The sequence below is a fragment of the Streptomyces caelestis genome, assembly GCF_014205255.1.
Taxonomy (GTDB): domain Bacteria; phylum Actinomycetota; class Actinomycetes; order Streptomycetales; family Streptomycetaceae; genus Streptomyces; species Streptomyces caelestis.
Genome location: NZ_JACHNE010000001.1, coordinates 6,081,782 through 6,096,181 on the forward strand (window position 1 = coordinate 6,081,782; position 14,400 = coordinate 6,096,181).

Here is a 14,400-nt window from a genome sequence, read left to right on the forward strand (position 1 = left end):
TCTGGGAGCACGTTTCGTGGCAGCCCTCGCACGCTGGTGTGTCCGACGCCGTCTGGTCACCGTTCTGCTCTGGCTCCTCGCCTTCGCGGGGGTGGCCGCGGGCTCCGCGGCCGCGGGCTCCGCGTACTCGAACGACTACCAGGTCCCCGGCACCGAGTCGGGCCGCGCCGCCGAGTTGCTGCACGAGGACTTCCCGCAGCTCGGCGGCGACAGCGACACCGTCGTCTGGCACACCACGTCCGGCAGCGTCCGCGCCGCCGACGTCGAGCAGACGATGACCCGCGCCCTGGAACGCGTCGAGAACCTGCCCGGCGTGGCCTCCGTGACCAGCCCCTACGAAGGGCCGGGCGCGGGACGGGTCAGCGAGGACGGCCGTACGGCGTACGCCACGGTCACCTTCGACGAGCAGGCGCAGGACATCAGCCGGTCCGAGGCGCAGGCGGTCGTCGACACCGCCAAGAGCGCGGAGACCGGCGGGCTCCAGGTGGAGCTGGGCGGCAGTGCCGTCGCACTCATCGAGTCCTCCGGCGGGCATGTCGCCGAGGTCGTCGGCGTGGTCGTCGCCGCGGTCGTGCTGTTCCTGGCCTTCGGCTCGCTCGCCGCGTCCCTGCTGCCCATCGCCACCGCCCTGGTCGGCGTCGGCACCGCCTACGCCGGGATCGTGCTGCTCGGGCACGTCATGACCGTCGCCGACTTCGCCCCCATGCTCGGCATGCTGATCGGGCTCGGCGTCGGCATCGACTACGCGCTGTTCATCGTGACGAGACACCGGCGCGGGCTCAAACGCGGGCTGTCCGTCACCGAGGCGGCCACCAACGCCGTCGCGACCACGGGACGGGCGGTCGTCTTCGCAGGTGCCACCGTTTGCATCGCCCTGCTGGGCATGCTGATCCTGCGGCTGAGCTTCCTCAACGGCGTCGCCATAGCCGCCGGCCTGACCGTGATCCTCACCGTCGCGGCCTCCGTGACCCTGCTGCCCGCACTGCTGTCCCTCATCGGCATGCGGGCGCTCAGCCGCCGCGAGCGCCGCCGTCTGGCGGAGCACGGGCCCGAACCCGAACTGCCCACCGGCTTCGCCGCCCGCTGGTCGGCGTTCGTGGAGCGCCACCCCAAGGTGCTCGGCGCGGTCGCGCTGGTGGTCATGGCCGTCCTCGCACTGCCCACGTTCTCCCTGCACCTGGGCACCTCGGACCAGGGCAACGACCCGAAGACGTCCACCACCCGCCAGGCATACGACCTCCTCGCCGACGGCTTCGGCCCCGGCGTCAACGGCCCGCTCACCCTCGTCACGAAAGTCGACGGAGCCGACGACAAGCTCGCCCTGGACAACCTCGACGGCACGCTCCGGGCCACCGAGGGCGTCGCCTCGGTGACGCCGGTGACCTTCGACTCCGGCGGCCACACCGCGTACCTGACCGTCGTACCGGAGTCCTCGCCGCAGTCGAAGCAGACCAGCGACCTCGTCGACCGGCTGCGCGACGAGGTGCTGCCCCGTGCGGAGGCGGGCACCTCGCTCGACACGCTGGTCGGCGGCATGACGGCCGGTTACGACGACTTCGCCGACGTCATCGTCTCCAAGCTGCCCGTCTTCATCGGGGTGGTGATCGGCCTGGGCTGTCTGCTGCTCCTGCTCGCCTTCCGGTCGATCGGCATCCCACTGAAGGCCGCCGCCATGAACGTCGCCGCCGTGGCCTCCGCATTCGGGGTGGTCACCGCGATGTTCCAGTGGGGCTGGGGCAGCGAACTGCTCGGCCTCGGCAGCGCGGGGCCCATCGAGCCCTTCCTGCCCGTGATCATGGTGTCGGTGCTCTTCGGCCTGTCCATGGACTACCAGGTGTTCCTCGTGAGCCGGATGTACGAGGAGTGGCTGGAGACCGGCGACAACCGGCGTGCCGTCCGGGTCGGCCTCGCCGAGACCAGCCGGGTGATCAACTCGGCGGCGGTGATCATGATCTCCGTCTTCCTCGCCTTCGTCCTCAGCGGCGACCGCGTGATCGCGATGTTCGGCATCGCCCTGGCCGCCGCCGTCGCCCTGGACGCCTTCGTCCTGCGCACGCTCCTCGTGCCCGCCCTGATGCACCTGCTCGGCGGCGCCAACTGGTGGCTGCCGCGCTGGCTCGACAAGCGCCTGCCGCGGATCAGCATCGAACCGCCCGAGGCCCGGGCCGCCCATGAGAGGCTGGCCGCCGCGACGGACGCCGAGGTGGCGGACGTCCTGGCCGAGGAGGAGCGGCAGCGGGATGTACGCGATATCCCTGGGTGACGACGGCGCGGAACTGCGGCCCCTGGAGCCCTGGCACGCGGAGGAGTTCTTCGCGCACCTGGAGCGGGGCAGGGAGTTCATCGGGCGGTTCATCAACTTCGGGTCGCAGGAGACGGACGTGGAGTCCGCGCGGGCCCTGCTCCAGCGGTACGCCGACCTGCGCGCCGCCGACTCCCGCTCGCTGCACGGGCTGTGGCTGAACGGCAAGCTCGTGGGCGGCGTGCTGTTCCTGAACTTCGACGCCGCGAACGGCAACTGCGAGGTCGGCTGCTGGCTGGAGCCCGCCGGGACCGGGCGTGGTCTGGTCACCCGGGCGATGCGCGTCCTCATCGACTGGGCGGTCGAAGAGCGCGGCATCCACCGGATCGAGTGGGTCGCCGCCGCGGGCAACCAGCCGAGCCTGAACGTGGCCCGTCGCCTCGGCATGACCCGCGACGGTGTGCGGCGCGAGGCCCACCCCTATGGTGGCGTACGGCACGATCTCGAAGTCTGGTCGGTGCTGGCGCCCGAGTGGCGAGCGGCACGCGCGCGTGCCGCTCACGACGATCATTAAGAGACTTCTCAGACAGCGACCCTACGGTGCGAGACATGGCAACGAACGCAGTGGACGAGACCGAGGCCACCGAGGCCACGACCGACGAGAAGGCGGTGGACACCACCAAGTCCGACGAGGTGACCCGGACCGAGGTCCCGGCCGAGACCGCCGAGACCAAGGAGGAGGGCCCGTCCGGCGTCGGCCAGGGCGCAGCCGCCGTGGTCTCCGCGGCGCTGGGCGTCGTCTCGCTCACCGGCAGCTGGCTCGGCACGGTGGCTGCCGCACGCCAGAACCTCATCGGTCAGCTGGAGACCGCGCAGAACGCGGGCGTGGCCCAGCAGATCCAGGCGGTCTACGGCGACGCCTGGCAGACCACCGCCCTGTGGGGCGGCTTCTTCGCGCTGACGGCTCTGGTCGTCGGCGTCTTCGTGCTGGCCCGGCCGGCGTTCGGCACGCCCGGCAGGATCCAGGCCCCCTGGATCAAGTCGGTCGCCTGGGCGGGTGCCGCGCTCGGTGTCATCGGCCTGTTCCTGGCCGTCCTCAAGTACACCGGCATCCTGCTCGGACTGCCGTCGGCGAGCTGAGTCACCGCAGCTCCTGAGGGGTCTTAGGGCATCCGTGAGCACCTTACGGAGGCCCTGAGGCCCCTCAGCCGTGTCTAAGGCCCCGACCGCCCCCGAAGATGCGGAACTCTCCCGATGTGGCAGCCCCGCCTGGGAGACGAAGGTGGAGGCATCGCAGAAAGCGAAGCCCTTGCACCCGACATCTCCCCGAGGACACGCCATGTACGAGTACGAGTTCCAGCAGCTGCGCGCCGCCGACCTCATCCGCCGTGCCGACCACGAGCGCCAGGTCCGTGAGGCGGCCCTGGCCCGCCGCGCCGCCCGTCGCCAAGCCGCCGAGAGCTCCGCCGAGCACGAGAGCCATAGCCGCCGCTTCCGCAGGCCCGGGTCCGCCCGGGCGGCGTGAACAGGGGGGCGGGACCGGCCGGGGCCGTGAGCCTCCGTACGGAAGCGGCCGCTGACGCGGTGGCCTTCCGTACGGAGGCGGTTGCCGGTCCCATGGCCCGCCGTGGCCGAACCGGTGCCGCGCAGCCCGGCGCGCATGCGATGCTCGGGTCCGTGGAGACCAGGTCCGTCAGCCCCGTGTTCGTCGGCCGTGCCGAGGAGTTGGGCACGCTTCAAGACGCACTCGCACGCGCCCGCGGGGGAGAGCCGCAGGCACTGCTCATCGGCGGGGAGGCCGGAGTCGGCAAGACCCGCCTGGTGGAGGAGTTCGCCGCCGCCGCCCGTCACCGGGGGGCGGTGGTCGCGCTGGGCGGCTGCGTGGAGATCGGCGCCGACGGACTGCCCTTCGCGGCGTTCTCCACCGCGCTGCGCGCCCTGCGCTCCGAACTTCCCGCCGAGCTGGCCGCTGCGGCCTCCGGACAGGAGGAGGAACTGGCCCGGCTGCTGCCCGAGCTGGGCGAGTCGGGTACCGGGCGGCACGACGAGGACGGCATGGCCCGCCTCTTCGAACTCACCGCACGCCTCCTGGAGCGCGTCACCGCCGAGCACACCGTCGTCCTCGCCCTGGAGGACCTGCACTGGGCCGGCGCCTCCACCCGGCACCTGCTCTCCTACCTCTTCCGTACCCTGCGCACCGGCCGCCTCGTCGTCCTGGCCACCTACCGCTCCGACGACATCCACCGCCGCCACCCGCTCAGGCCCCTGCTCGCCGAACTCGACCGGCTCCGCACGATCCGCCGCCTCGAACTGGCCCGTTTCAACCGCGAGGAGGTGTGCCGCCAGGTCGCCGGCATCCTCGCCCAGGAACCCGACCCGGACCGGATCGACGCGATCTTCGAACGCTCCGACGGCAACGCCTTCTTCGTCGAGGAACTCGCCGTCACCGCCCACGAGGGCTGCCGCACGGGACTGACCGACTCCCTGCGCGACCTGCTGCTCGTCCGGGTGGAAGGGTTGCCGGAGACCGCCCAGCAGGTCGCCCGGATCGTCGCCGAGGGCGGCTCCACCGTCGAGTACCCGCTGCTGGCCGCCGTCGCCCGGCTCGCCGAGGACGACCTCATCGAGGCGCTGCGGGCGGCCGTGAACGCCAGCATCCTCACCCCCGCGCCCGGCGGCGACGGCTACCGCTTCCGCCACTCCCTGGTCCGCGAGGCCGTCAGCGACGACCTGCTGCCCGGCGAGCGCTCCCGCCTCAACCGCCGCTACGCCGAAGCCCTGGAGACCGATCCGACCCTCGTCCCGGCCGACCAGCGCGCGACCCGACTGGCCAGCTACTGGTACCACGCCCACGACGCGGCCAAGGCACTGCCCGCCGTCCTCGACGCCTCCGTCGAAGCCCGCCACCGCCACGCCTACTCGGAGCAACTGCGGCTGCTGGAACGGGCGATGGAACTGTGGGACACCGCCCCCGAAGCCGTACGCCGGACCCTGCGCCCCGTCGACTACGCCGAGGTCTACCCTCCGCCCCTGCCCGAACGGCGTGAGGGGGCCCCCGGCGACGGCGACCCGGAGACCACCGCGCTGCGCCATCTCGACCTGCTGGCCGAGGCGGCCGTCGCCGGACGGCTCGGCGGGGAGCGCGAGCGCGCCCTGAAGATCACCAAGCGGGCGCTGCGCCTCCTGGACGAGGAGGATGATCCGCTGCGCGCCGCCTGGTTCTGGATCCAGCGCTCCCGGCTGGTGCAGCAGCTCGCCCGCGGCGACGGCTGGAAGGAGATCGCCACGGCCCAGGAGCTGGTCCGCGGCCTGCCGCCGTCCGAGGTGCACGCCGAGGTGCTCGCCACGGTCGCCCACTGGTCGATGCTCCACCAGCCGGGCCCGGACGCCCTGACGGCCGCCGAGCGCGCGGTGGAGTACGCGCGCATGGTGGGCGCGGAGGACATCGAGTCCAACGCCCGGCTCACTCTCGGCGGACTCATGATCGACGCCGGGCAGATCGAGGCCGGGCTGGCCCACTTGTACGAGGTCAGGGACGAGGTCGTGGCCCGGGGGCGCCCGGCGGTCGTGGGCCGCAGCCATGTGAACATGCCCTCCGCCCTGGAGGGCATCGGACGCTCCGAGGAGGCCGTCGGCGTCCTTCACGAGGGCCTGCGCCTCACCGGCAGGATGGGCCTGCGGGACGCCGAGGGCTGGGTCTGGGCCAACCTCGCCGAGTCGCTCATCTCCCTGGGCCGCTGGGACGAGGCCGCCGAGGCGGCCGTCAACGCCCAGCGGCGTGGGCAGACGGCCGCGCCGTACGGGTCCGGCGCCATCAGCCTGGCGTTCCTCGCGCTCGCCCGCGGCCAGGTGCCCGAGGCGGCTCGCCATCTCGCCGAGGGCCGCGCCTCCTACGGCCCGCACGACCCCATGCCGCAGCACGACCTCCCGATCTCCCGACTCACCATCCAGGTCGCCGTCGCCGAGGGCCGCCTCCCCGACGCCCGCGCCGAACTGGCCCGCATCCTGGAGTCCGGTTTCCCGCTCGGCACCCAGCGCTACGCCTGGCCGCTGCTGCTCGAAGCCGCCGAGGCCGAGGCCGACGTCCGGGCGCTGCCGGCGGCGCGGGACGGCCGTACGGAGGTCCTGGAGAGGATCTTCGAGGCCGTCAAGCGTCTCACCACGAACGCCCCCGTCTGGCTCGCCCACGAGAGGTGGGTCCGCGCCGAACTCCACCGCGCCGAAAGCCGGAGCACCCCGGACACCTGGGCGGAGGTGGTCACCGCCTTCGAACCCCTGGAGCGCCCTTACGACCTCGCCCGCGTGCGGTACCGCCTGGCGGAGTCGCTGCTGACGGGGGGCGGGGAGATCGACGAGCGCGACCGTGCCACGGAACTGCTCCGCCTCGCCCATGCCGTCGCCCGCCATCTCGGGGCCCGGCCGCTCGCCGACGCCGCCACCGCGCTCGCCCAGCGCGCCCGCCTGCCGCTCACGCCCGCCGCGGAACCGGCCCCCGCCCCCGCGGACCCCGCCGAGGCCCTCGGCCTCACCAGCCGGGAACGGGACGTGCTGCGCCTGGTCGCCGCCGGGCACACCAACCGCCGGATAGCCGAGGAGCTGTTCATCTCGCCGAAGACCGCGAGCGTCCACGTCTCCAACATCCTGGCGAAACTCGGCGTCTCCGGACGCGGCGAGGCGGCGGCGATGGCGCACCGGCTGGGGCTGTTCCCCGCCGAATCCCTCACCTCCCGGTCGGCGGGCTGAGGCATACGCTGTAAAGGACGCCGGGGAGTCGCGGCCCAGGGAGGCTTCGTGTTCAACATGTTCGAGGAACTGTTCTCACCCGGGCGCAAACACACCCGTGACGAGCAGAACCGCCTGGAACTGACCCGCGAGGACGTCGGAGACGGTGATCCCGGACATGGGCCGATAGACCTGTCGTCCGGGAAGGTCGTCGTACGCCCGCCGCAGGAGCCGGAGGCCGAAGACCCCGAGGACTGAGCCCGGGTCACGTCACCCGCAGTTCGAGAATCCGGTCGTCCCCGTCCTCCGGGTTGCCCCGGCCGTCCGTGTTGCTGGTCACGAGCCACAAACGGTCGCCGCCCGCCGGGACGACCGTGCGCAGCCGGCCGTACTCGCCCTCCAGGAACGCCTGCGGTTCGGCCGACGCCTCCGTGCCGTTCAGCGGGATGCGCCACAACCGCTTGCCGCGCAGGCCGGCCATCCATATCGACCCCTCGGCGTAGGCGATCCCGCTGGGCGAGGCCTCGGCCGTGGTCCACTGGTCGATCGGATTGTGGAACCCGGAGTCGTCGGACCGGCCCTCGGCCTCCGGCCAGCCGTAGTTGTCGCCCGGCTTGATCGCGTTGAGCTCGTCCCAGGTGTCCTGGCCGAACTCGGAGGCGAACAGGCGCTGCTTGCTGTCCCAGGCGAGGCCCTGCACATTGCGGTGGCCGTACGAGTACACGGGGGAATCGGGGAAGGGGTTGCCCGGTGCCGGTTCGCCCTCCGGTGTCAGGCGCAGGATCTTGCCGCCCACGGACTCCTTGTCCTGGGACAGGCCCGTGTCACCGCTCTCGCCCGTGCCGACGTACAGCATCTTGTCCGGACCGAACTCGATCCGGCCGCCGTTGTGGACGAAGCCCTTGGGGATGCCCCGGAAGACCGTGTCGGGAGCGCCGAGCTGCTCGCCGGAGGGCTTCTTCTCGTCGTACAGCATGCGGACGATGCGGTTGTCGGAGGCCGAGGTGAAGTACGCGTAGATCATGTGGTCCGAGGCGTAGTCGGGGGACAGGGCGATGCCGAGCAGCCCGCCCTCGCCGGCGGCCGATACGCCCGGCACCTCGCCGAGCTCCGTCTTCTTTCCGGTCTTCTCGTCGATCCGGACGATCGTCCCGTCGTCCCGGGAGGAGACGAGCAGGCCGCCGCCGGGCAGCGGGGCGAGGCCCCAGGGGGAGTCCAGGCCCTCGGCGACGGTGCGCACCACCTTCACCGAGCCCTTGGCGGGCGGTGTCTCCTCGGCGGCCTGCCCCGCCGGTGCGGACGACCCCGGTGCCGTACGGCTCGGGGAAGCGCTCCCGTCCGTGCCGGACGATCCTCCGCCGTCGGAGGAGCAGCCGGCCGTCAGCAGGAGCGCGGCGGCGGCCAAAACGGCCGGCACGGCTCGACGTTGCACGATCATGGTCCCTTCGAGCGGCGGCGGGTTCTACCTGTCATACACCTCCCACGCCTCCGAAGTTCCCGATCACCCAACCCCGAACCGCCAACGCGAACCCTCAAGGCTTTTGCCCGGTTCCCTCCGCGCGACGGGGCATCGCCCCTTCCGCGGACCGCCGTCGGCCGACGGTGCGACCTTCGGGCAGCCGGGGATGCCGCTGCGGGGCCAGTTTTTGGGCAGGTGGGATGCGGCGGTGGCCGAGCTTGCCGCGGGTAGTCGCGGCCGGGTTCCGGGTCAGTCCCAGGAGCCCTGGGCGGGCGGTGGTTCCGGGGTCTGGTCCGGATCCCTCCGCGCGACGGGGCATCGCCCCTTCCGCGGACTGCCGTCGGGTGCGACCTTCGGGCAGTCGGGGATGCCGCTGCGGCGTCAGTCCTCGGGCAGGTTGGGTGGGCCGGTGGCTGCGCCTGCCGCGCGTCGTCGCGGCCCGGTTCCGGATCAGTCCCAGGAGCCCTGCGCGGGTGGTAGTTCCGCCACCTCTCGCAGGTCCTCGGGCGTCAGTCGCAGGGTCGTCGCGGTTGCGTTCTCCGTGACCCAGCGCTCCTGCTTGGTGCCGGGGACCGGGACCACGTGCCGGCCCTGGGCGAGGACCCAGGCGAGGGCGACCTGGGCGGGGGTGACGTGCTCGCCGTGGCGGCGGGCCACACGGCGCAGACCGGCGACGACAGGCTGGTTCGCGGCCATCATCTCGGCCGTGAAGCGGGGGTGCCGGGCCCGGATGTCGTCCGCCTCGAAGCCCGCGCCGGGCCGCAGCCTGCCGGTCAGGAAGCCGTTGCCGAGCGGCATCGCCGCCAGGAAGCCGACGCCCCGCGTCTCGCACCACGGCAGCAGCGTCTCCAGCGCCTCCGGCGACCACACCGACAGCTCCGCCTCCACCGCGCTCACGGGGAACACCTGCTGCACCCGCTCCAGCTGCCGGATCGTCGCGTCGTGCAGCCGGGCCCCGGAGCGGCGGCCGGCCCGCGCGCCCACCGCGCACAGGCCCAGCGCCCTCACCTTCCCGGCCCGGACGAGCTCCGCCATCGCGCCCCACGTCTCCTCGACGGGGATCTCCGGGTCGGCCCGGTGCAGCTGGTAAAGGTCTATGACGTCCGTCTGGAGGCGCCGCAGCGACGCGTCGCAGGCCCGTTTCACATACCCCGGGCGGCCGTTGGCGACGATGTGCTGGTCGCCCACGAGCAGCCCGACCTTCGTCGACACGAACGCGTCCGACCGCCGCTCCTTCAACGCCCGCCCCACCAGCAGCTCGTTGGTGAAGGGGCCGTACATGTCGGCCGTGTCCAGCAGGGACGACCCCAGGTCGAGCGCCCGGTGCACCGCCCTGAGCGACTCGTCCCCACGCTGCCGCGACGCGCTGTACGCCCAGCTCATCGGCATGCACCCGAGTCCGACGGCCCCCACCGCGAGCGCCGCCGCGCCGATCGTCCTGCGCTCCACCTGGTCGTGACCCTCCCTGTTCCGGCCACCCCAACCTAACCTCTGCCGTCGCACCCTCCTGACATAGCCTCCAGAGCATGACTGCTGACGTGTGGCTGCCCATCCCGCCGGACGAGATCGAGGGACTCCCCAAGGGCCCCGCCTACCGCTTCTGGAACGGCGAGGAGGACTTCCCCGCGGACCCGGCGGACTGCGCCTTCTACGCCGTCCCCTACATGAAGCCCAGCCCGCTGTGCGTGCGTCCCATGCCGGAGATGAGCCACGTACAGGTCGTGCAGACCCTCTCCGCCGGCATCGACCACGTGGAGCCGGGGCTGCGGCAGCTGCCTCCGGGCGTGCGGCTGTGCAACGCGCGTGGCGTGCACGAGGCCAGCACCGCGGAACTCACCCTCGCGCTGATCCTGGCCTCGCTGCGCGGTGTCCCCGACTTCGTCCGCGCACAGGACCGGGGGGAGTGGCTCGCCGGGTTCCGGCCCGCGCTCGCCGACAAGAACGTCCTCATCGTCGGCTACGGGTCGATCGGCGCCGCCATCGAGGACCGGCTCGTTCCGTTCGAGGTGGCGCGGGTGGCGCGCGTCGCGCGCTCCGAGCGCACCACGGCGCGCGGGCCGGTGCATCCGCTCACCGAACTCCCCGCGCTGCTCCCGGAGGCGGACGTCGTCATCCTGTCCACGCCGCTCACCGAAACCACCCGTGGCCTGGCCGGGGCCGACTTCCTGTCCCGGATGAAGGAGGGCGCGCTCCTCGTCAACGTCGCCCGCGGCCCCGTCGTCGACACCAAGGCGCTGCTCGCGGAACTGGAGAGCGGCCGCATCACCGCCGCCCTCGACGTCACCGATCCCGAGCCCCTGGCGCGCGAACATCCCCTCTGGCGTGCGCCGGGGGTACTCATCAGCCCGCACGTCGGCGGACCCACCTCCGCGTTCCTGCCGCGCGCCAAGCGGCTCCTGGCGGACCAGTTGAACCGTTATGTGAACCGGGAGCCGCTGCGCAACGTGATCCTTACGACGGGTGCATCAACCCGCTGACCGGAAATTCGGGTACCGTCCGCAATCCTTCGGGTGCGGTGGGTACTCATATATCCGTTGATCGTTACTGAGAGTAGATGACCTATGTCCCTGAGTGACGAGGCTGGTGTATCGTCCCGACAGGGGCTGCGCCGCGGACCGTTCGGCGCCGGGGATGGACATTTCGACTGTGAGGGGGGCGACAGGCGATGCACGGCCTATGGACGAGCGATCCGACGGGGCGGGGCTGCCGGCGACGACCCTGGCGGACGGCCGCGAGCAGACGCGGCCACCACGCCGATCACGGCGGGCGGCACACCCACCACCACACCGATCACAGCCATCGCCACCGCAGGCCCGGCAGCCGCAGGCATGCCCCGCCGGCACACCGGGGCCCGCGGGACCCGGGAGCGGCACGCACCGGGAGGGTCCGGTGAGCGCGCCGCCGACCCCCACCCCCACGCTCGACGGAGTGCTGCGGGCGCAGCCTCCGTCCCCCGGGGCGCTCCTGCCCCGCACGCCGGCCCCCGGCCCCCGGCCGGGCCCGGCCCTCCAACTCGTCCTCGCCCTGGTCTGCGCGGGATACGCCGTCGGTTCCGCGTGCGGCTGGGGTTCGTACGAAATGGCCCTGATCATGGGCGACTTCGGGCTGAGTGCCGCGGCGGCCACCGCCGCAATGTCCTGTTTCCTCTACGCCCGCCGCCGCCACACCCGCTTTCGACCCGCCTGGCTGCTGTTCGGCCTCTCCTCGGTCATGGCGTCCCTGGGCAACCTGGTCTGGGGGTGGTACGAGGTCGTCCTCGGTCAGCCCGTGCCCAGTCCCAGCTACGCCGACCTGTTCTTCCTGTGCTTCGCGCCGCCCGCGATCGTCGGGCTGCTCGTGCTCGCCAAGCGGCCGGTCACCAAGGCCGGCTGGGTCTGCCTCGGTCTTGACGCCTGGCTGATCGGCGGCTCGCTGCTCACCCTGGCCTGGAGCCTCGCCCTCGCCCAGGCCGCGAAGTCCGAAGGGCCGAGCGTGGCACACACCGCGCTGTCGCTGGCGTACCCGCTGCTCGACATCGCGCTGGTCAGCATGGTGCTCGCGCTGCACTTCAGGCGGTCCGCGGTGAACCGCTCCGCGGTCAACACCGCCATCGGCGGGCTCGCGCTGACCGTGATGTGCGACGCTCTGTTCGCCTCACCGCTGATGCACCACGACTACCGCTCCGGCGAGCTGCTCGACGCGGGCTGGTTCGCCGGCTCGCTGCTCCTGGCCTACGCCCCGTGGGCCGGGCCTCGCACACCGGACACCGACCGGCACGGCCCGGGCCGGCAGAGCACGGCAGGGCACACGCGCGTGGTGCACGAGCACGTGCCCGGCCAGCGCAGCGGCCCGCACCATCCTCCGCCCCTGCCCGGAGGCGAGCTCGCCCGGTACCCGGCCGCCCGGCCCATCGCCGGCTCCCTCGCCGCCCTCACGCCGTACCTCGCGGCCGCCGTGTGCACCCTGGGGATCCTCTACAACGTCCTCAACGGCCGCAGCGTCGACCGCGTGGTCCTGCTCACCGGGGGCACGGTCGTGCTCGCGCTCGTGGTGCGCCAGGGCATCATGCTGCTCGACAACATCACCCTCACCCAGGAACTGGCGCAGAAGGAGAACCACTTCCGCTCCCTGGTGCAGGGCTCCAGCGACGTCATCATGATCGCCGCACCCAGCGGCGTCCTGAGGTACGTCTCCCCGGCCGCCGCCGGTGTGTACGGCCGCCCGGCGGAGGAGCTGGTGGGTACGGAGCTGGCCGGTCTCATCCACCCGGAGGATCTGGGCTGCGTCGTGCACGAGGTGCGGCGTTTCCTCGCCGCCGACCCGGTCGAGGAACCCACTACGCGCATCGAGTGCCGATTCCGCTCCGGTGACGGAGGCTGGCTGAATGTCGAGTCGACCGTCAACCGCCATCACGGCGGCCTCATCTTCAACAGCAGGGACGTGACCGAAAGGGTCCGGCTCCAGGCCCAGTTGCAGCACAACGCCGAGCACGACCCGCTCACGGACCTGCCCAACCGGGCACTGTTCACCAAGCGCGTCCAGCACGCCCTCTCGGGCCGCCGCGCCTCCGACCGGGGCGTGGCCCTGCGGAACACGGCCGTGCTGTTCATCGATCTCGACGGCTTCAAGGCCGTCAACGACACGATCGGGCACCAGGCCGGGGACGAGCTGCTCGTCCAGGCCGCCCGCCGGCTCCAGGACTCCGTCCGGCAGGGCGACACCGCCTCCCGGCTGGGCGGAGACGAGTTCGCGGCCCTGATCGTCGGGGACAACACCCGCGACCGCGAGGCCCGGCAGCGGCACATACTGGAGCTCGCCGACCGCCTCAGGAAGACGCTGTCCCAGCCGTACGCCATCGACGGCAACGATGTCCGTGTCAACGCCTCCATCGGCGTCGCCTTCGCGGAACCGGGCCTCGGCGCGGGCGAGCTGCTGCGCAACGCCGACCTGGCGATGTACCGGGCCAAGGCCGGCGGCAAGGGCCGCGTCGAGCTGTACAAGCCGCAGATGCAGCAGGACGTCGTACGGAAGGCGGAGCTGGCCACGCGCCTGCGGGCCGCGCTGCACGACGGCGAGTTCGCCCTGCTGCACCAGCCGGTGGTGTGCCTGGAGGACGGTCGGATCTCGTCGGTGTCCGCACAGGCGCGCTGGCGCTCACCCCAGGGGGTGCTGTTCACCCCGGCGGAGTTCCTGCGCGTGGCCGAGGACAGCGACAAGATCGCCGAGCTGGGCCGGTGGATGATCGAGGCGGCCGTCGAGCAGGCCGCCGAGCGGCACGCGACCGGGCTGTCCGCCCCGGTCGTGGTCCGGATGAGCGCCCGCCGGCTGCTGGACAAGTCGATGCCGCTCGGCACCATCGAGGCGCTGCTCACGCGGCACGGGCTGCCGTCCGGGTCGCTGATCATCGAGCTGTCCGACACCGACCCCAGGACCGGCCTGGACGAGCTGGAGCGGCGGCTGGGTGCCCTCAGGCGGGTCGGTGTCCGGATCGCCCTCGACGGGTTCGGCAGCGGCTACGGGGCGATCACGGCCCTCAGGCGGCTGCCCGTCGACGTGCTGAAGCTCGACCGCAGTCTGGTCGAGGGCGTCGTCGAGTCCGCGCGCCTGCACAAGATCACCAGTGGGCTGCTGCGCATCGCCGGCGACCTCGGGCTGAAGTCCGTGGCCGACGGGGTGGACCTGCCCGAGCAGGTCGTCGCCCTGCGCGCGATGGGCTGCACGCACGGGCAGGGCATGGCGTTCTCCGGGCCGCTCGACGAGTACCGGCTGCGCCGGGCGCTCGCTTCCGGTCACTATCCGGTGCCGCACGGACCGGCCGAACCGGCGTTCGCGGGCGGCGCCCCGCGGGTGTACAGCTCGGATGTGTCCGCCGTCATCGGAGGCGGTACGGCCCTCCGCTCACATAATGAGACTCCCGTCCCACCCACTTGACAGTGAGTGCGTGCCGGGGGGAGGGTCTGTGCCATGCGCACCCGAATTCTCGTACTTGGAAAGCGCG

The 14,400-nt window shown here is 72.4% G+C and carries 10 protein-coding genes; 8 read left to right on the forward strand and 2 right to left on the reverse strand.

Annotated elements, in window-relative coordinates; all coding sequences use genetic code 11:
- The first annotated feature begins 16 nt into the window (after positions 1-16).
- The 6 genes from HDA41_RS28035 (at position 17) to HDA41_RS28060 (ending at position 7,222) form a co-directional block, all read left to right on the forward strand.
- A complete protein-coding gene (locus HDA41_RS28035; RefSeq protein WP_184988484.1) occupies positions 17-2,263 on the forward strand; it encodes an MMPL family transporter in 2,247 nt (748 codons plus the stop codon).
- The gene (locus tag HDA41_RS28040) at positions 2,241-2,816 is read left to right on the forward strand and encodes a GNAT family N-acetyltransferase (protein ID WP_184988487.1); all 576 of its coding nucleotides are present in this window, start codon (positions 2,241-2,243) and stop codon (positions 2,814-2,816) included. The genes HDA41_RS28035 and HDA41_RS28040 overlap by 23 nt, the downstream gene beginning before the upstream one ends.
- Before the next feature lie 35 nt (positions 2,817-2,851).
- Positions 2,852-3,382, forward strand: coding sequence for a hypothetical protein (locus tag HDA41_RS28045; RefSeq protein WP_184988490.1), 531 nt, complete (start codon positions 2,852-2,854; stop codon positions 3,380-3,382).
- A gap of 199 nt (positions 3,383-3,581) precedes the next feature.
- Complete coding sequence (locus HDA41_RS28050) at positions 3,582-3,767, forward strand: hypothetical protein (RefSeq protein WP_184988493.1); 186 nt, start codon at positions 3,582-3,584, stop codon at positions 3,765-3,767.
- A gap of 140 nt (positions 3,768-3,907) precedes the next feature.
- Complete coding sequence (locus tag HDA41_RS28055) at positions 3,908-6,985, forward strand: helix-turn-helix transcriptional regulator (protein WP_184993791.1); 3,078 nt, start codon at positions 3,908-3,910, stop codon at positions 6,983-6,985.
- A 48-nt stretch (positions 6,986-7,033) separates the two neighbouring features.
- On the forward strand, positions 7,034-7,222 hold the full coding sequence (locus HDA41_RS28060) for a DUF6191 domain-containing protein (protein WP_184988497.1): 189 nt from the start codon (positions 7,034-7,036) through the stop codon (positions 7,220-7,222).
- 7 nt (positions 7,223-7,229) lie between these two features.
- On the opposite strand, the gene HDA41_RS28065 is transcribed toward HDA41_RS28060, so the two are convergent.
- The gene (locus HDA41_RS28065; protein ID WP_184988501.1) at positions 7,230-8,402 is read right to left on the reverse strand and encodes a PQQ-dependent sugar dehydrogenase; all 1,173 of its coding nucleotides are present in this window, start codon (positions 8,400-8,402) and stop codon (positions 7,230-7,232) included.
- A 471-nt stretch (positions 8,403-8,873) separates the two neighbouring features.
- Positions 8,874-9,872, reverse strand: a complete 999-nt coding sequence (locus HDA41_RS28070) for an aldo/keto reductase (protein ID WP_184988505.1) — start codon at positions 9,870-9,872, stop codon at positions 8,874-8,876.
- A gap of 77 nt (positions 9,873-9,949) precedes the next feature.
- Here HDA41_RS28070 and HDA41_RS28075 point away from each other — a divergent pair, with 77 nt between their 5' ends.
- Positions 9,950-10,900, forward strand: coding sequence for a 2-hydroxyacid dehydrogenase (locus HDA41_RS28075; RefSeq protein WP_184988508.1), 951 nt, complete (start codon positions 9,950-9,952; stop codon positions 10,898-10,900).
- 412 nt (positions 10,901-11,312) lie between these two features.
- On the forward strand, positions 11,313-14,333 hold the full coding sequence (locus HDA41_RS28080) for a putative bifunctional diguanylate cyclase/phosphodiesterase (protein WP_184988511.1): 3,021 nt from the start codon (positions 11,313-11,315) through the stop codon (positions 14,331-14,333).
- The last annotated feature ends 67 nt before the right edge of the window (positions 14,334-14,400 follow it).